This window comes from Chitinophaga rhizosphaerae, from assembly GCF_003958645.1.
Taxonomy (GTDB): Bacteria; Bacteroidota; Bacteroidia; order Chitinophagales; family Chitinophagaceae; genus Chitinophaga; species Chitinophaga rhizosphaerae.
This window is the reverse complement of record NZ_RXLO01000003.1, coordinates 421,794-440,291: the sequence shown is the minus strand read 5'-3', so window position 1 is coordinate 440,291 and position 18,498 is coordinate 421,794. Positions and strand designations below refer to the sequence as shown.

Here is an 18,498-nt window from a genome sequence, read left to right as displayed (position 1 = left end):
CATGTACTTGAATTGCAAATCCTGGTTCAGCCTGCGGTACGGCACGATCCGGACGGACGAGCTGGTATCCGTGGCCAAAGCGCACGGCATCACATCGCTGGCGCTCACGAATATCAATGCCACCACCGACGCGTGGATGTTCGTGCAGGAATGCATGCAGCAGGACATCAAGCCCGTCCTGGGGCTGGAATGCCGCAACGGCACGGCGTTCCGGTATATTTTGCTGGCGAAGGACATGGAAGGATGGCTGGCCATCAACCGGTTTTTATCGCGCCATTTGCAGACCGGCGAACCCTATCCGGACCGCGCGCCATATCTGCCAAATACCTTCGTCATCTACGCCTGGGGATCGTTCCCGATCGCGTCCCTGGCGGAATATGAACTGATGGGGGTCCGGCCGCGGGAGCTGAACCGGCTCTTCCGGACCGACACCCGTCAGCTTGCAGACAAACTCGTTATTCTCCAACCCTTTAGCTTTCAAAATGAAGAATCCCAGCGATTGCACCGCGTGCTCCGGGCGGTAGACAACAACTTGCTGATCAGCCAGTTGCCGCCGGAAGAAGTAGCTGGAACGGACGAATGTTTCATTCCGCCGTTCCAGCTGCTGGAGCATTTCAAAGAGTTTCCGCACATCGTCCGCAATACCCTCCGGGTGATGGAGGAATGCCAGCTGCATTTCACATTCGGCCGGCATTTGAACAAGAAACGGTTCACGCATAGCCGTGACGGCGACCGCCAACTGCTTCGCGATCTGGCTTACGAAGGCATGGAATACCGGTACGGGACAGAGAATGCGGAGGCGAAGCAGCGGATCGACAAAGAGCTCCTGATCGTCGACCAACAGGATTTCAACGCGTATTTTCTTATCACCTGGGACATCGTGCGATATGCGCGGCACCGGGATTTTTTCCATGTAGGCCGGGGAAGCGGCGCCAATTCCATCATTGCTTATTGCCTGGGGATCACGAATGTAGACCCCATCGCGCTGGACCTATATTTCGAACGGTTCCTCAATCCGCACCGTTCATCGCCACCGGATTTCGACATCGATTTTTCGTGGCGCGACCGCGACGAGATCTTCGAATACATCTTTAAGAAATATACTTCGGAACATGCGGCGCTTTTGGGCACGGTGGCTACTTTCCAAACGAATGCCATTGTGCGGGAATTGGGAAAAGTCTACGGATTGCCGAAAGGCGAAATCGACAAAATCCTCGAGAACCCTTACCAGGTGAAGCTTGGGGAAGACAGCGTTCACCAGCGCATTATCCGGTACGGCCGGATGCTCGACCGTTTCCCGAACCACCTGAGCATCCATGCAGGCGGGGTCCTGATCAGCGAAGCGCCCATCCATCAATATTGCGCCACGCATATGCCCCCGAAAGGCCTGAACACCGCGCAGCTGGACATGCATCTGGCTGAGGCGATCGGTTTGCATAAGTTCGACATACTCAGTCAACGCGGCCTCGGCCATATCCGCGATACATTGGATATTATTAAAGAAAACCGGGGTGTGGAGATCGATATCCACGACGTTAAGTCCTTCATGGAAGATACGCGCGTCCGGGATGCGTTGCGGAACGTGCGGACGATCGGGTGTTTCTACATCGAATCGCCCGCCATGCGACAGCTTTTGCGCAAGTTGCGTTGTGACGATTACATCACGCTGGTGGCTGCCAGTTCCATTATCCGGCCAGGCGTGGCGCAGGCTGGCATGATGCGGCAATATGTGCAGAATTTCCACCGGCCGGAGGAAGTGGAATATCTTCATCCGATCATGAAAACCTTGCTGGGAGAGACGTACGGCGTAATGGTCTACCAGGAAGACGTGATCAAGGTAGCGCATCACTACGCCAATCTCGACCTGGCAGACGCAGACACCTTGCGGCGCGCCATGGCAGGAAAATACCGTGGCCAGCAGCATTTCGAGAAGATCAGGAACCTGTTTTTCGATAATTGTGAAAAACTGGGACGGCCGAGGATCGTCAGTGAAGAAGTCTGGCGGCAGATCGCGAGCTTTGCGAACTTTTCGTTTTCCAAAGCGCATTCGGCCAGTTTCGCGGTGGAAAGTTACCAGAGCTTATATCTCAAAACTTACTTCCCGGCAGAGTTCATGGTGGCCGTGATCAACAATTTCGGCGGTTTCTACGACCGCGAACTGTATTTCCGGGAGCTCCGGAAAACGGGTGCCCGCATCCATCCGCCCTGCGTTAATCATAGTGATTACCTGACCAATATCAAGGGGAACGATGTGCATGTCGGGTTCATCCATGTGGAGAAGCTGGAACACAACTGGATAGCATCGGTGCTGGAGGAGCGGCGGATGAACGGGCGGTTCGCGGGGATAGAGGATTTCGTGGGCCGGACGCAGCCGGGCGCCGCGCAACTGGAAATCCTCGTTCGTATCGGGGCGTTTCAATTCACGAAAGAAACGAAGAAAAACCTATTATGGAAAATTGCCGCGTTGCTACGCAAGGAGCCCCCCGATCCCGCGCGGCCAGGGCTTTTCCACGAACCATCGCGTAACTGGGCGCTGCCGGCGCTTTCGTACCACGAGCACGAAGATGCGTTCGACGAGATCGAATTGCTGGGGTTCCCGCTCTCCTCGCCTTTCGACGTACTGCAGCACGATCAGCGTACGTACATGCCCGTGGCCGGACTGGAAAATCACCTCGGTCAAAATGTAACCATGCTCGGCTACCTCGTAACACTGAAGCATGTGTACACATCCAAACAGGAACCCATGTGCTTCGGCACTTTCCTCGACCGCGCCGGCGATTTCCTTGACACGGTGCATTTCCCCGACAGCCTGCGGCGGTACCCGTTCCAGAAAAGCGGGTTCTACATCCTGGAAGGAAAGGTGATCGAGGAATTCGGCGTGTATTCGCTGGACGTTTTCCGGATGCGGAAGATCGGTTACTTCGAAGGTAAAGCGAAGGAAACCGGGACGGTCAGTGTGCAATTGCGTTCCGCTTAAAGTACTGTCCCTGTCTCCTTCCGCCTGTCATCCAAATAAAAAAGGCTGAAGCAACATCTGCTTCAGCCTGTATTGTCGATCAACATCCATCAACTATTCCAGCCCGAACAGGCCCTTGTTCAGCAGCTGGAGCGTTTTCTCCTTGTGCTGACCGCCTACGAGGATGGAAATGTTATGCCTGCTACCGCCGTAAGAAATCATGCGGAGGGGCACTTCGTTGAGGGAGTCGAACAGTTTCTTGAGGATGGACGGTGTGGCCGCCACTTCATTGCCCACGATGGAAACGATGGCCTGGTGATGGTCCAGTTCAACCGTACCGAAGGGTTGTAATTCCTTGAGGATCTGATCGAGGTGACGCTGATCGTCGATCGTAATGGAAACCGCCACTTCGGAAGTGGTGATCATATCGATCGGGGTGCGGTATTTTTCGAAGATCTCGAAGATTTTGCGGAGGAAGCCGTAAGCAAGGAGCATGCGGCTGGATTTGATTTTGATGGCGATGATGCCGTCTTTCGCCGCGATGGCTTTCACGCCGTTGCCGTTGGGCAATTCGGTGATGATGGTGCCTTTCGCTTCGGGCTGCATGGTGTTCAGCAGTTTCACGGGAATGTTGAAATGCTGAGCGGGCCAGATAGACGCGGGATGGAGGATTTTTGCGCCGAAGTAGGCCAGCTCGGCCGCTTCGTCGAACGACAGCTGCTCGATGGGGAAGGTTTTTTTCACAACGCGGGGATCGTTGTTGTGCATCCCGTCGATGTCTGTCCAGATTTGCACTTCCTTCGCCTGGATGGCGGCGCCGATGAGGGAAGCGGAATAATCGCTTCCACCGCGTTTCAGGTTGTCCACTTCTCCGCGCGCGTTGCGGCAGATATAGCCTTGCGTGATGAAGGTGGTTTCGCCTTTATGCTGTTCGAGGAGCTGGTTGAGTTTTACTTTGATGCGGGGGATTTCGGGTTCTTCGAACTCGTCGATGCTCATGAACTCGAGTGCGGGCAGCAATACGGATTTCACACCCGCTTCCGCCAGGTAGGCGCCGAACAGTTTGGTAGACAGCAGTTCGCCCTGGGCGAGGATGTCTTTGTTCAGTGCTTCGTTGAAGGAAATGCGGAGGATGATATTGAGAAACTCGAAATGTTCGTCTACGATGGCTTTGGCGGCGTCCCGTCCGGCATCGGTCTTCACCAGTTCCAGGCAGAAGGAACGATAGTGGCTTTCCAGTTTGTCGATCAGCTGTTTCGCTTCGGCCTTTTTGCCTTCGGCGAGCGAATTACCGATTTCGACAAGTGCATTGGTAGTTCCGGAGAGAGCGGACAGTACCACGATTTTGGCATCAGCGTCTGCTGTGATCAACTGCGCCACGGAATGCATACGTTCCGGTTTGCCAACCGAGGTTCCGCCAAATTTTAAGACTTTCATTTGCTTGTGATATATATTACTTAAAAATTGATTTTAAATTTCGATGCTACTTCGCCGAGGTCTTTCACGACGGGGGCGAGTATTGGGATGCCGGCTTCGAGCCGGTGGGCCTGCATTTCGCGTTCTGGATCGCCGGGGATGAGGACTTTTTCCTCGCCGGGAACGGTTTGCGCGCTGCGGAAGCGGTTGATCCATGTGTCCATATGCGCCTTGAATTCATCTGCCGGCCGGAAGGCATCGGTGCGCATGGCGCCGAAGAAATGCCCGAGCCCTTTGCCCACGGGGTCCGGGGGAAGGGGGAGGAAGCTGACGAACGGAGGTGCCCATGGCCCGTAGTTGGCCCCGGAAAGCACGGCCGAAAATATATCAACGATCGCACCCAGGCAATAGCCTTTATGGCTTCCGTGTTCGCGGTCGCCACCAAGAGGCAGCAGGGCGCCGCCGCTTTTGAGCTCGTTCGGGTTGGTACTGGGATTGCCGTTTTTGTCCTGCACCCAGCCTTCGGGGGCTTCCTGCTCCTTGCGCTGGAGGATCTCCAGCTTGCCGTTCGCCGCCGTGGTGGTGGCGAAATCGGCGACGAAAGGCGGCTGCTCTCCCGCCGGGATCGCCACGGCGATTGGATTGGTGCCCAACATCCGTTCGGTAGCGAAGGTAGGCGCCACCAACGGGCTTGCGTTCGTCATCGCCATTCCGATCATGTCCTGTTCCAGCGCCATCATGGCATGGTAACCGGCTATCCCGAAGTGGTTGGAATGCCGTACACTGACCCATCCCGTGCCCGCGACCTTCGCTTTGTCGATCGCTACCTGCATGGCAAAAGGCGCTACCACCAGCCCGAGACCACCATCACCGTCCACTACTGCCGTAGAAGGCGTTTCATGAACGATCCGGATATCGGGCGTAGGGTTGATGCGGCCAGCTTCCCAAAGGCGAACATACCCGCTCAAACGCGCAACTCCATGAGAATCAATCCCTCTAAGGTCGGCCGACAATAAAACGGTGGCTGCGAGATCGGCATGTCCGGCAGAACAGCCCATTTTCAGGAAAACATCACGGGTGAAATCCCGCAAATGCCCGTACGAAAAAATTTGCTCCATTCTGGTGATTCGGTTATGCCTGGGCGGTGGGGCCGCCGAAGTTCATCGGTAAGGAAACCGGCTCCTGGTCCTGGATCGTACCATGGGCGGATTCATATTTCTTTACGTTATCTGCCAATGCTTTCATGAGGCGCTTGGCATGCTGCGGCGTCAAAATGATCCTTGACTTTACCTTAGCCTTGGGCAAGCCGGGCATTACGTTGATAAAATCCACTACAAACTCTGACGGAGAATGCGTGATAATCGCCAGGTTGGCATACGTTCCGTCTGCTATTTCCTCGCTCAGTTCAATATTCAGCTGTTGCTGCTCGTCTTGATTTTCCATTATTATGTGGATTAGAAAGCACAAAAATAAAAAACAGCCTCCGCATTTGGAGGCTGTTTTTAAAATAGCACTAACAAAGCAAAGACTTATTTGCGGGTAATCGTTTCCCGGACGATGCGGGGAGCCGCCGTATTATAGGCATAATTCAGCGTAAACGCCTTAGTGGCAGGGTCATACTTATTGACACCATAGTTCATATCCACGTTGGGCGTAGCTCCGGCAGGCGCGATGGTAACCGTATTATCCGTTTGTATCGTCAATATCATTTGGTAACCGCTCGCACCCAGGTCGCCGAGGTTGCAAATGACGGAATTGGGCCCCGCCGTTACGAGGTCTTTATCCTCTTCGATCGCCCGCGGACCGTTCACCGGGTGATAAAAAGTGCCGGCGGCAGCGTACTTCCCGTCCCACTGATTTTTAATGATCACCTGCACCAGCGCGGTGTTCGGGCCCTTGGACACTACGCCGTTCACGGCTTCCGCCAGCACGAAAGGCATCGCGTACGACTTGGTGAGATCGAGCAGGCTGGTATTTAAATTTATCTTGATATACTGTGCAATTTCCCCGGGCCCGAAACGCACTTCATAAAACCCGTTCACCAGTTTCACGGAAGCGTCGAGGCTCCAGGCGTTGGCCGGAAGCGCCTCGAAATCCTTGTCGCGGCTATCGTTGATTTTGGTGATCAGACTGGCGTCTGGCCTGATCTTCACGATCGTTTCCCCGTTAATTACGCCTTCATTGTGCGGAGAACGGTTAATTTCCAGGATATTGACCGATTGGGAAGTGGCTTTGTAATCCACCCCAAAAACTATCAGGGTATCTTGCGAACCTGGCAGGCGGACCAGCGTCTGGCCCGCGCCTCCCAGTCCATCGCTATCTTTCTGGCATCCCGTCGCGAGCAGCATAGCGCCGCTGCAGAGCAGTATATTTCTGAAAAGCTGTATAGTGAACATGCTAATTCGTTTATATATTAAATAAGTTATTGTTTATCCCACCAAACGCGGCCGTCGTGCGTATCGCCGCCCTGCATGCGCGACACGGCTTCGCTGTAGTTCGCCTTGTTCAGGGTGATTTCGTTGGTGGGGTAGCCATACCGGCGGGGGATCTGTTTGCTCACGTTCACCGCATGCGGCGTGGGCTTGATAAAGGGCCAGCCCATCCTGCGCCATTCCGCCCATCCTTGCCAGGAATTGGGATAGAGCGCAATCCATTTCTGCGTGCCGATCTTCCGCAGCACTTCGCCGCCGGCAAATGAAATTTTCGCGTCGGCGATATAGCCGTCGTAAGCGGTTTGATCGAAAACACCCCATTGCTCCCACGATGCTTTGATGGCATCGTTGTACAGCTGCCCGGCATTTTCGGCGGTCCAGCCGAGTTGTGCGGCTTCCGCGCGCGACAGCAGGATTTGCGCTGCGGTGATGATATAGTCGGGCGCTTTTTCGTCTGTTATGTCCGGCCCGATCCTGGATGCGTCCGGGTTGTTGGCAGACCAGGTGATGAGCAGTTCACGGGTGAGGCCGTAGGGCACGCCTTTCACCACGCCACTGTGTGGCTCTCCATACACAGACACGCGGGGATCGCCGTATTTTTTCAGGGTATCGGCCAGGGTTGCGCTGATGGCGTAGTCGGTACGGCCATCGTACATCTGGTACCAGGGGTTTTTATAGGAACCGCCGGGCCAGGGCATGAACGCATTCTCGCTGTTCTGGTCGATGAGTCCGGCCGGGCTGGCGAGCGCCTCGGCGAAAGCGGTTTTCCCGAGATTGCCGATTTCACCGTCGCGCCTGGAAAGGCGCAATGCCAGGATCATCCGCAACGAGTTCGCAAAGCGTTTCCATTTCACGGGATCGCCGCTGAAGAGAATATCCCCCTTCACGGCAGCGCCGCCGTCAAACTGACCGATCGCTTCCTTCAATTCCTTCAACAGATCGGTATAAATGTCTTTCTGCGTATCGTATTTGGGCGTAACCATTCCTGCGAGCGCCTCCTTGTAAGGCACATCCCCCCACATATCGGTCAGTTGCGCGAAAAAATAGGCTTTGAGGATGCGGGCCACCGCCAGCTGGTTCGCATTGGAACCGCCGGAAGTAACGGTAGGCTGGTTTTTCTTCGTTTCGTCGGTATTGTATTCGATGATCTTGTGCAGATCTTCCAGCGGACCGGCGAAATATTGCGCCCATCCCCTGGCCGTCACGGAATACTGGGATTCGTCCGGGTACTGGGTTTGGGAAGTATATTGCACGTACATGGCGCCTTCGTTGAGGAAACGCACGTCGAACGCATAATTTACCGTCATGGAATTGCCGCTGCCGAGATATACTTCCGCACCCGTCAGCAATGCAGACGTTACGGGCGATGCGCTTGCATTGGGCGATTCGTTCAAATCACCGAAATCCTTGCAGCTTTCCGCAGTAAAAAATACCGAAAGCAACAGGCAGATGGATATTTTATTGAAATGTCTTTTCATGATCTGATTTTTTAGAAACCAAGTTTCAGGTTAACACCGAAAGACCGTACCCCGGGCATTTGCCCGTTTTCACCGAAACGGCCCGACAGCTCGGAGGGATCGAATCCCTTTTCGTCCGCATAAATCAGCCACACGTTCCTGGCAACCAGTGAAATGTTGGCTTGCGTGAATACTTTGGGCGCCCATTTCTTCACCGGCAGATTGTAGCCGAGGCTCACTTCGCGCAGTTTCACGAACGAGGCGTCGAAGATGGACATATCCGCGATGTTGCTGTTGGTACGGAACTGGTGCCAATATGTTTGTGCCTCTACATATTTCTTCACGGCTTTGCCGTCTGCGTCCACCCCTTCCACCATTACACCGCCACCATCGGCAACGGGATCGCGGACGGGAATGCCTTTATCGTTGAGGACGGCGGTTTTGGCATACAACCCGGAGAATGATCCCCAGAAATCAGACAGCGAAAAATATTTGCCGCCTTTCTGGAAATCGAGGGCTGCGGTCAGCGTGATGTCTTTATAAGTGAACTGGTTAAACCATCCCCCCATAAAATCCGGAAGCACCGAACCGAAGTAGAGATTTTGTTCCATGGCAAATGTACCATCGGCATTCAAAACGGGTTGGCCGTTGATGCGTTTGATACCGTTCCCCCGCAACTGGCCCCAGTCTTCCCCTTCCGCATGCACCACGGTGGCCACGCCGAAAGAAACCGCCGCGCCGCCACGGTCGGTGTTGGGCAGGGTATAGGTTTTCACGTCGTCGGTCAGTTTTTTCACGACAGATTTGCTCCTTGCGAAGTTGATCGTGGTTTCCCAGTTAAAATCCAGCGTTTTCACCGGTGTTGCGTCCAGTTGCAGTTCGATGCCGTTACGGACCAGGCTGCCCGCGTTGATCACTTTGGAAAGGAAGCCGCTGGCGTTAGACACGTTTACGGTGAGGATTTCGTTGCGCTTGTCTTCTCGGTAGTACGTAAAACTCACGCCCAGTCTATTTTGCAGGAATTTCAAATCCGTCCCCAATTCCATCGAAGAAGAAAGGGAAGGCATGATGCCGTCGTTTGGCAGGGTGTTGCGGGTGAACATCGGCGAGCTCTTGTCGAACTGGGTCGGCTCCAGTGAATAGATGAGCTCGAGTTGATACGGATCGAGGTCGGAACCGATTTGCGCCCATCCCGCGCGGAGTTTACCGAACGACAGGAAGGGAATCGATTTTTTCAGGTATTCGCTGAACATGATGCTGGCGCCAACGGAAGGGTACCAGTAGGAATTGTTGTTTTTGGGAAGCGCGGAACTGATGTCGTTGCGGATAGACGCGTCGAGGAAGTAAATGTCTTTCCAGCCGAGCGTGGTCCTTGCATAGGCGCTGCGAACGGTTTTATTAAAGCGGTCGTTGGAATAGGTGATCGGGTCTTTCGAATTCGACAGCGTAAACAGGTCGGGAACGGTCAAACCGTTGACAGTGGATGCACTGATGAACGATGAACTGTTTTTCCGAACGTTGCCGCCGAGGTTGAAATCGACGCTTAGCGCGCGGTCGAAGAACTGGTTATTGTATGATGCGAGCCCTTCATAGTTATCTTCGCGCACCCAATCCTGTCGGGTGAAATATCTCTGTTTCACGCCGGTTTGCGTGGCGCTGCTTTCGAGGATGTAGGGTGTTTTTTCTTCGCGGTTGACGCTCAGTTCGTTTCTCCTGAAAAATGCGGCGATCTTGAAATGATCGTTCAGTTTGTAGGTGAGGTTGATATCACCGAAAACGCGATTGCGTTTCGAGAAGTTATCGATCTCATCGAAGTAGGAGAAGAAGTTGTACCAGAAGTTGGCGCCATAGAATTTGAGCGGATTGGAGCCGCTGTAGCTGTCGGGGTTGTTGTGGTTCCAGCTGCCGAGGGCGCCCTGCGGGGATTTCAGTCCACGAAGTTCCTTGAGTTTGCCGAGGTCGAGATCGCGGTGGAACCATTGGTTGAACGAACCGGACGAGTTGTTGGAATAGCCGTCGTTGAATTCACCTTTCAGGTTTTCGGTGACGTAGTACACATTGGCGCCGACGGTGAAATGGCGGCCCATGTCGAAGTTGGCCTGGGTGGAGAATGAGTTTTTATCGAGGCTGGAGTTGGGGATAACGCCGGTCCGTTGCAGGTTGGTGAAAGATACACGAACATTGTATCCTTCGCCGGCTTTCATGAAGTTAACGTTGTTGTTGTAGGAAATACCGGTGCGGTAGAAGTCGCGCACATTATCCGGTTGGGCAACGAGCTTCGCGGTTTTTCCGAAGTTGGCGCCCGGGTACCAGGCGTACCAGGGGATGTATTCCTGGCCTACCATGCGGGGGCCCCAGCTGGCGTCGTCGGAGTAGTCGTGATAGAATTTCCCGTCCATCGTTTTCCATTCATCGGGCATGCCGGCTTGCCATTTGAAGCGCATGAGGTTGCTTACGCCGCCGCCGGCATATTCGTTTTGATAGTCGGGGAGGATGTAAACTTTGTCGAAGGTGGTGGTTTGGTTGAGTTGGAGCCCGATGCCGGGGTTGAGGCGGCCTTTCTTGGAGGTGACCACTACCACGCCGGCGTCTGCGCGCTGGCCGTATAATGCGGTGGCGTTGGGACCTTTGAGGACGGAGATGTTTTCCACATCGTCCATGTTGATATCGTCCGGGCTGACGGGTGTTCCGTCGAGGACGAAGAGGGGGTTCTTATCGGAGAGGGACCCTGCGCCGCGGAGGCGGACAACTGCGCCCTGGCCGATTTTGGCGCCCGACTGTCCCTGGATCTGGACGCCGGCTACTTTACCGGCGAGCGTGGAGCTGATGTTGGTTTCCCTGGTTTGGGTGAGCCTGGCGGCATCCACTTGTTGAACGGCGTAGGGGACGGATTTCTGGGAGCGTTTGATGTTGAGGGCGGTTACCACTACTTCATCGAGGTTCGTGTTGTCGGTTTGAAGTACGACATCGAGGGTGGCGCTGTTACCGGCGGGGACTTCCCTGTTGAGGTATCCCAGGCTTCGGATGATGAGGACCGTTTTGTTGCCGGGAATGTTGAGCTGGAAGTTGCCGGACTGGTCGGTGGTGGTGCCGGTGGTAGTTCCTTTTATCTGGATTGTGGCGAAGGGGATGGGAGCTCCATCGTCTCCTCTGACCTTCCCCGTAATCTGGCGCTGCTGAGCATAAGCCAGACTACTGCTCACCACGGCAGTGGTGAGAAAAAGTAGAGCCTTTTTCATAGATGATTTAGATTTTGGTTGACACCCGCAAAATAGGCATTTTTTGAATCCACAAAATTTTTAGTTAAAATTTTGTTAAGGCTTATTAACAGGCCACTGCAGCGGATATGCGGCAATAACTAGATAAGTTATTGACTTACAAATCACCGTCAACTTTTCATGATCCCTTCAAATTTGTTTGAAAAAGAGCAAAGTTTTTTTGGGATTGGGCATAAAAATGCCGGTTTCCGAAGAAACCGGCGGATTGATGATCAGTTGGTGTCAATCAAAATCTAAATCATCAATGAGTTAAAGGCTTTACTTGTTCAACAAGTCCTGTAAGATACTATGTAAAACTGCAATCGCATAGTGTTTTTTGGAGGAAAGTATGGAATTATAACGCGGAAAAGACCATTTCGTTTACTCAATTCCCGGGAAACGGCCTGGAATCATTCCTGCTTTCCCCATTCGTACTGCACCTGCAATAGGACGGTGCTCCTCCCCTCTAACAACGCCCCTTTCCGCCATTCCGCGAGCGTCTGGACGGGGGCCCGGCTTCGTGCGAATTGCCAACTGCACCATGCGCTCCATCGATCGCCGATTGTACGTTGCGCCTGGCATCGCAGATACCAGCCAGAGCCGCTGAAACGCGCAACCGTCCCGTCTCCCGGAAACCCAAGCCCCGACAGGTACATGCCTAAGCCCGCGCCTCCGTCGTACCAGGCATAACTGCAATTCCCCTTCCATTTCCCCGACCGCCAGTTCCACTGCTGTATGGCTATCCATGTTCCGGACGATCCCAGCAGCTGGCATTGCGTCCTTGCCCGCCAGGTCAACACCGGCGATATCGGAAATTCGCAACGCAACTGCAACTGGTGCGCGCGCTGCTGCATGGGGGCTTTTTCCATGGCACCTTCCTGCTGCATATCCTGCATTTTCTCCGTGTAACGGTAACTGCCCTGCACCATTGCGTGCCGCGACGGATTCCACTGCAGGGACATCAGGGCATCCGTTCCTTTGGAAGGAGCACTTACTCGGTAGCGTAACCACGGAAATCCAAACACATCCACAAAACCGGCGGCCACTAATGCAGGACATACCCGCCATTGCAAGGCGCCATAGCAGCCCCGTTCGTTCCCCGCCAAACCAGATGCTCCGAACGGCGCTCCGTACATCCCCACGAACCCCGGAGCCCCGGTGCGCCAGACCATGCCGGCATCCACCGCGGATGATAATACAGCCAGCCATCCCTGCATCATCGCCAAATGACCTGTACTGCTTCGCGCCGCTTCACCGAAAAAATGAACATTCCTCCAGTTAAATGCATGATCGACACTGGTTTCCAGCAAGCGATCTCCCTGAAAAAGGAACTGCCGGTACCATTCATCGCCCCTTTGCAGCGGAACGGAAAAATGTTGGCCCTGTGCATTGAACGCTACGTGTCCCGCCCGCCAGCGCCGCTTCCAGATTGCGCCAGCCGTGTACTGTTTAATATTCCCCCGGGCCTCCAGTTCCGAAATGCTTCGATGGTAACCGGCAGACAGGATCGAACCAAAAGTCTCAGCAGTGTCCGCTTCCGCCGGTTTCAATCTACCGTCAAGGGTGCGGGCAGATAACCAGGCGGTGATTTCAGACTTGCGCAAAGCCAAAGTTGACGCGACTCCGCGGTAAAAATAAAACTCCCCCGCTCCTGCATACGGCCGCAACGATTCTCCTTCCCTTTTGAAATAAAGGACGGAAGCACCTTTACCAGGCGCCATCCCGTGCCATTGTACGAGCCCTTGCCCGATATTGATGGTATAATCACCCAACACCAGCGTCTTCAACAGGCCGGGGCGCCTGACCACCCAATGAAATCCGATATGGTCCGGCAATGGAACGGCACTCTTCCGCAACCAGGATTCACCTGCATCTTTTTCCAGCACGAGCCCCCAGCCCATGTGGCGGCCCATTGCATAACGGTACCGCAAGGTCAGTTTATCAGGGCTCCCCATATATGCCGGCGGTTTTTCCGCGGCTGGGAACAGCGATCTGCCGGGCCCGTCCCAGGTTCTCGCATAGCGCAGTTGCAGGGAATGTTTGCCTTCGGTCCAGTAGTTACGGAAGGGAATCTGCTCAACAAAAGCGTTCCCCGCCGAAACGTAGGGTAGCAATCTCCGGATCGTTGGCATATCGAATCCCTTTATCGCCTGCAATTCATAAATCGCGATAAGGGGGCCGAGTGCATTCCGGTGTTCCAACAACCGGAAGACCTGCTCCGGCAGCAAAACCCCTAACTCCTGCAACTCTTCTGCCGTGGCTGTGTTCAGGTTGAGCGGGCGGCGGAGATATCGTTGCAGCAACGTCCATTGCTCATCGTTCTCACGCATTTCTTCAGGTGCCGATCCCGCTTGTTGCTCCTGCCACTCTTCGACATGCTGAGGCTCCTCCTGGCAGGCGTACCCACGCATTGCGCTACAAAAGATGCAGTACACGAAGAATGTCCATAGCAAGAATATTCGCCCTTCCCATCTGGATATTCCAAATGGGAAACATCTATTATTCAAACTCATGATTCATTATTCTGAGGTCAACAAACTACTTTCAGATTGCCAAGCTCATGTATCCTTCCATCACGTGACTAAATACGCAGCGTGTAATGAATGGACGCCGCACAATAACCTGCCCCTTCCAACTGGCTAAAGCAAATTGAAAACATCAATTACTCAAACGCACGTCAATCCCTGCCTTTACCATTCCACCCGATCATAATGCCCGGCGAAATCCCCAGATAAGGATGCCATCTCCCTACGACTCCCATCTTCCACCAACCGGCCGTCCAACCCACGCCCATGTAGGGAAATAATGGCCCTGCAGCATATCCGCCCACGATCAATAACCGGTCAACCGGCCTGTACAGCACCTGCGCCCGCCCGGAAACCGGATGCCCCGCGGCCTTCGCCGCAGCCAGCTCAAATTCAACCGGGCCCGCCGATCCGAAAGTCACCGAAACACCGCCGTGGTCCGCACCGGATGCCGACATGCTGCATTGCATCCCAATCCGGCATCGCTGCCCCGTTTCCCACACCGTCCCCAATTCCGCAACTGCCTTACCGCCACCCAACCCGAATCCCGCAGCGGCCGTCACCGACTTTCCCAAACGCAGTCCATACATCAGGCTGGCCTGCGTTTCCGCATACGGCCGTATGCCTGCATGCAGCACCTTTACGCCCGCCACGCCTCCTCCCGCAGGAATAGCAAGCGCCAGCGCATGTACGTTCCAGCCTTCGATCATGAATCTTTTCTCGGAATACACGCCCGCGGAAGCCCGCCGCAACGCAGCCAGCCGCCCCGGTTCATTCCAGGTGCCAAAAACCTCCAGCAACGGAGGGATAGGAAATAATTGCAACAACACCCAATGCAGGGTCAATGAACAAACAATGATCATAATTAAAACGGGTTCATCAAACAATACCCCAAAACTAATGGCACGCTGCATCCGTACCAAAAAAAAAATCTCCGAAAAACGGAGATTACCGTTTAACGGAGATAGATCTTACCCCTTCAAAAACTTAGAAAAGCCCGTACAGCTGTGAATCTACGCGCGAAATAATTTCACCGAGATCTTCCTCGTTTTCCGGGAACTTATTTTTGTCGACGTCGATGATCAGCAACGGACCGTCTTTATATTTTTCGATCCAGCTGTTGTAATATTCGTTGAGGCGTTTCAGATAGTCGAGCCGGATATTTTCCTCATACTCACGGCCGCGCTTCTGGATCTGTGCCACCAGCGTAGGCACGGATGCCTGCAAATAAATCAGCAAATCCGGCGGTTTCACCATCGATTTCAACGTCTCGAAGAAATTGAAATAGTTGTCGAAATCGCGCTTCGTCATCAAGCCCATCTCGTACAGGTTGGGCGCAAAAATGTGCGCATCCTCGTAGATGGTGCGGTCCTGGATCACGGTATCTTTACCATGCTGGATATCAACCAGTTGCTTGAGGCGACCATGTAGAAAATATACCTGCAGGTTGAACGACCAGCGCGGCATATCGTCATAAAAATCGGTCAGATATGGATTATGCTCTACGTCCTCGAACTGCGGCACCCATTTGTAATGCTTCGACAACATTTCCGTGAGGGTGGTTTTTCCTGCGCCGATATTGCCGGCTACCGCGATATGCTTGATTTTATTTTTTGCCATGCATTGGGGGTATGATTCAAATAGAAAAATGATCAATAGAAATTGAGGCCCATGAGCTTGCGCGCCTCGGCCAGCGTGGCGGCGGCGGACTCGCGGGATTTCTCGGCCCCCTGGCGCATGATGCGGTGCAGGTAGGCATGGTCTTGCTGGATCGCTTCGGCCTTCTCGCGGATCGGGCGGATGAAGTTCACCATATCCTCGCCCAGCTGCTTTTTCATATCGCCGTAGCGGATGCTGCAACCGTTGAAGGCATCTTCGAAAAACTGCACGGTGTCGGGTGTCGACACCAGCTTCATCAGCGTGAAAAGGTTCTCGATATAATCTGGCTTCGCGGAATTCGGCGCCTGGGGGCCGCTGTCCGTTTTGGCCTTTTTGATCTTGGCACGAATGGAATCGTCGCTGTCGTTGAGGTACAGCGTGGAATTCTCGTTTTCGCTTTTGCTCATTTTACCGTTGCCGTCGAGGCTCATGATGCGCACGAGATCGTCGCCGTAATTGAACGGATACGGCTCGGGGAAGAGTTCTCCATAACGGTTATTGAAACGCTGCGCGAAATTGCGGCTCATTTCAAGATGCTGCTCCTGATCCTTACCCACGGGCACTTTCACGGCTTTATGAATGAGAATGTCGGCAGACATGAGGACGGGGTAAGTCAGCAATCCGGCGTTCACGTTGTCGGGGTTCTGGCGTACCTTGTCCTTGAATGTCGGCACTTTTTCCAGCTCCCCTTTATAAGCGAGCATATTCAGCAACAGGTAAAGCTCTGCGATCTCGGGAATATCGCTTTGTACGTACAAGGTAACTTTCTCGGGATCGAGGCCGGAAGCGATGTTCTCGGCGAGCACCCGGTACACGTTGCCGCGCAGGCTGGTAGGGTCAGGATGCGTGGTGAGGGCGTGCCAGTCGGCCACGAAAAAATAACAGTTGAATTCTTCCTGCATCCGGATGTAATTACGGATGGCCCCAAAATAATTTCCGAGGTGCAAAATGCCTGTAGAGCGGATGCCGCTCACTACGATTTCTTTTTCCTTAGCCATATCGGGCCGCAAAATAAGAAATTTTAACAAGGCTTTTGGGAAAGGATACATCCACTTCCCGCCCAATAATCCCTATTTTTGTACGACCGATCACATTTATCGGTTATATGAATACATTTTATTAGCTTTAAATCGTTAATTTAAACACATGGAAGTGAATGACGCCCTGATCCGGCAGCTGGCTACGCTGGCAAGACTGGAAATCGGCCAGGAAGAAGGGGAAACCATCCGGCAGGACCTCCAGCGGATGATCACCTTTGTGGAGAAACTGAACGAACTGGACACGACAGATGTGAAACCACTGCTGCACATGACCCGCGACGCCAACGTTTTCCGCGAAGACGCGGTGCTGCCGGCCATCACCCGGGAAGAAGGGCTTCGCAACGCACCCGTCCACACCGCCGAATATTTCAGCGTTCCCAAAGTAATCAAGAAATAATATGACCCAATCCGTTATCCACCTGGAAGGTATCCGGAAAAGCTATTTCATCGGCAAAAACGAGCTGCCCGTCCTCAAAGGCGTGAGCCTGGACATTGGCCGCAACGAATATGTAGCCCTCATGGGCCCTTCCGGCTCCGGCAAATCCACCCTGATGAACATCCTCGGCGCGCTGGACACTCCCACCGCCGGCAGCTACATCCTCAGCGGGCACGATGTGAGCAGGATGGAGGATAACGAACTGGCCCGTATCCGCAACCAGGAGATCGGGTTCGTATTCCAGCAGTTCAATCTCATGCCCCGCCTCACCGCACTCGAAAACGTGGCCGTTCCCCTCATCTACGCCGGCATCAGCAAGCGGGAACGGGAAGACAAAGCCCGCGCCATGCTCGAAAAAGTTGGTTTGGGGGATAGATATAAACACAAGCCCAACGAGCTTTCCGGCGGCCAATGCCAACGCGTGGCCATCGCCCGGGCGCTGGTGAACGACCCCTCGCTCATCCTGGCCGACGAGCCCACGGGCAACCTGGATACCAAAACGTCCATAGAAATCATGGACATTTTCGGGAAAATCCACGCCGGCGGCAACACCGTGGTGCTGGTTACGCACGAGGAAGACATCGCCGAACACGCCCGCCGCATCATCCGCCTGCGCGACGGCCTCGTGGAGTCCGACAAAATGAACCCCGTACGGGAAGCGGTAGCCAGATAACCCGGCTTTTTTGCAAGATATCGAAAGCGGCCCCGGTCAACCACCGGGGCCGCTTTTTTCAGTACATTCGCCCAAAACCCTGCATTATGGCTTTCAGAATATATACCAAAACGGGCGACAAGGGCAAGACTTCCCTCATCGGGGGCACCAAAGTCTCCAAAGGGCATCTCCGCATCGAAACTTACGGGACCGTAGACGAACTGAACTCCTGGATCGGCCTCGTCAACGATCATATGACCGACCCAGGCGTTCGCGCCATGCTCCGCGAATCGCAGGACAGACTGTTCACCATCGGCGCCTCGCTGGCCACCGATCCGGAGAAGGAATCCAAAATGAAGCGGCCCGATCTCCACGAAGAAGACGTGAAAATGCTGGAAGACGCCATGGACAAGATGGATGCCGTATTGCCGGAAATGAAACACTTCATCCTCCCCGGTGGCCACGTGGCCGTGTCTCATTGCCACATCGCCCGGTGCGTTTGCCGGCGGGCAGAGCGGTTATGCGTGGCGCTGATGGACGAAGGGCAACCGGTAGAGCCGCTCGTTCTGCAATACATCAACCGGCTGAGCGATTACCTGTTCATGCTGGCGCGGTATGTGGGGCATCAGTTGCAGGTGGAAGAACTCCCCTGGCGGCCGCGGATGTGA

Annotated in this window: 14 protein-coding genes; 4 read left to right on the top strand and 10 right to left on the bottom strand. The window is 54.2% G+C overall.

Annotated elements, in window-relative coordinates; translation table 11 throughout:
- The first annotated feature begins 1 nt into the window (after nucleotide 1).
- On the top strand, nucleotides 2-2,977 hold the full coding sequence (locus tag EJ361_RS08920; protein ID WP_126245141.1) for a DNA polymerase III subunit alpha: 2,976 nt from the start codon (nucleotides 2-4) through the stop codon (nucleotides 2,975-2,977).
- Nucleotides 2,978-3,070: 93 nt separating this feature from the next.
- Here the strand turns inward: EJ361_RS08920 and EJ361_RS08915 are convergent, their stop codons facing one another.
- The 10 genes from EJ361_RS08915 to trpS all read right to left on the bottom strand — a co-directional run bounded on the left by EJ361_RS08915 (nucleotide 3,071) and on the right by trpS (nucleotide 16,700).
- Nucleotides 3,071-4,393: an aspartate kinase gene (locus EJ361_RS08915; RefSeq protein WP_126245140.1), complete on the bottom strand. Its 1,323-nt coding sequence runs from the start codon at nucleotides 4,391-4,393 to the stop codon at nucleotides 3,071-3,073.
- A 20-nt stretch (nucleotides 4,394-4,413) separates the two neighbouring features.
- A complete protein-coding gene (locus EJ361_RS08910; protein WP_126245139.1) occupies nucleotides 4,414-5,490 on the bottom strand; it encodes an Ldh family oxidoreductase in 1,077 nt (358 codons plus the stop codon).
- Between the two features lie 13 nt (nucleotides 5,491-5,503).
- Nucleotides 5,504-5,815 (bottom strand): DUF3467 domain-containing protein, encoded by a 312-nt coding sequence (locus EJ361_RS08905; protein WP_205686960.1) that lies wholly within the window; start codon nucleotides 5,813-5,815, stop codon nucleotides 5,504-5,506.
- 86 nt (nucleotides 5,816-5,901) lie between these two features.
- Complete coding sequence (locus tag EJ361_RS08900; protein ID WP_126245138.1) at nucleotides 5,902-6,768, bottom strand: BT_3044 domain-containing protein; 867 nt, start codon at nucleotides 6,766-6,768, stop codon at nucleotides 5,902-5,904.
- 26 nt (nucleotides 6,769-6,794) lie between these two features.
- The gene (locus tag EJ361_RS08895) at nucleotides 6,795-8,282 is read right to left on the bottom strand and encodes a SusD/RagB family nutrient-binding outer membrane lipoprotein (protein ID WP_126245137.1); all 1,488 of its coding nucleotides are present in this window, start codon (nucleotides 8,280-8,282) and stop codon (nucleotides 6,795-6,797) included.
- 11 nt (nucleotides 8,283-8,293) lie between these two features.
- Nucleotides 8,294-11,500, bottom strand: coding sequence for a SusC/RagA family TonB-linked outer membrane protein (locus EJ361_RS08890; protein ID WP_126245136.1), 3,207 nt, complete (start codon nucleotides 11,498-11,500; stop codon nucleotides 8,294-8,296).
- Between the two features lie 428 nt (nucleotides 11,501-11,928).
- On the bottom strand, nucleotides 11,929-14,031 hold the full coding sequence (locus EJ361_RS08885) for a ComEA family DNA-binding protein (RefSeq protein WP_126245135.1): 2,103 nt from the start codon (nucleotides 14,029-14,031) through the stop codon (nucleotides 11,929-11,931).
- A gap of 164 nt (nucleotides 14,032-14,195) precedes the next feature.
- Nucleotides 14,196-14,906 carry a hypothetical protein gene (locus EJ361_RS08880; RefSeq protein ID WP_126245134.1) on the bottom strand — a complete coding sequence of 237 codons (711 nt, stop codon included), beginning with the start codon at nucleotides 14,904-14,906 and terminating at the stop codon, nucleotides 14,196-14,198.
- A gap of 124 nt (nucleotides 14,907-15,030) precedes the next feature.
- Nucleotides 15,031-15,663 (bottom strand): deoxynucleoside kinase, encoded by a 633-nt coding sequence (locus EJ361_RS08875; protein ID WP_126245133.1) that lies wholly within the window; start codon nucleotides 15,661-15,663, stop codon nucleotides 15,031-15,033.
- 32 nt (nucleotides 15,664-15,695) lie between these two features.
- A complete protein-coding gene (gene trpS / locus EJ361_RS08870; RefSeq protein ID WP_126245132.1) occupies nucleotides 15,696-16,700 on the bottom strand; it encodes a tryptophan--tRNA ligase in 1,005 nt (334 codons plus the stop codon).
- 148 nt (nucleotides 16,701-16,848) lie between these two features.
- Here trpS and gatC point away from each other — a divergent pair, with 148 nt between their 5' ends.
- The 3 genes from gatC to EJ361_RS08855 all read left to right on the top strand — a co-directional run bounded on the left by gatC (nucleotide 16,849) and on the right by EJ361_RS08855 (nucleotide 18,498).
- The gene (gene gatC / locus EJ361_RS08865) at nucleotides 16,849-17,139 is read left to right on the top strand and encodes an Asp-tRNA(Asn)/Glu-tRNA(Gln) amidotransferase subunit GatC (protein WP_126245131.1); all 291 of its coding nucleotides are present in this window, start codon (nucleotides 16,849-16,851) and stop codon (nucleotides 17,137-17,139) included.
- 1 nt (nucleotide 17,140) lies between these two features.
- Nucleotides 17,141-17,851: an ABC transporter ATP-binding protein gene (locus tag EJ361_RS08860; RefSeq protein ID WP_126245130.1), complete on the top strand. Its 711-nt coding sequence runs from the start codon at nucleotides 17,141-17,143 to the stop codon at nucleotides 17,849-17,851.
- 86 nt (nucleotides 17,852-17,937) lie between these two features.
- Nucleotides 17,938-18,498 (top strand): cob(I)yrinic acid a,c-diamide adenosyltransferase, encoded by a 561-nt coding sequence (locus EJ361_RS08855; RefSeq protein WP_126245129.1) that lies wholly within the window; start codon nucleotides 17,938-17,940, stop codon nucleotides 18,496-18,498.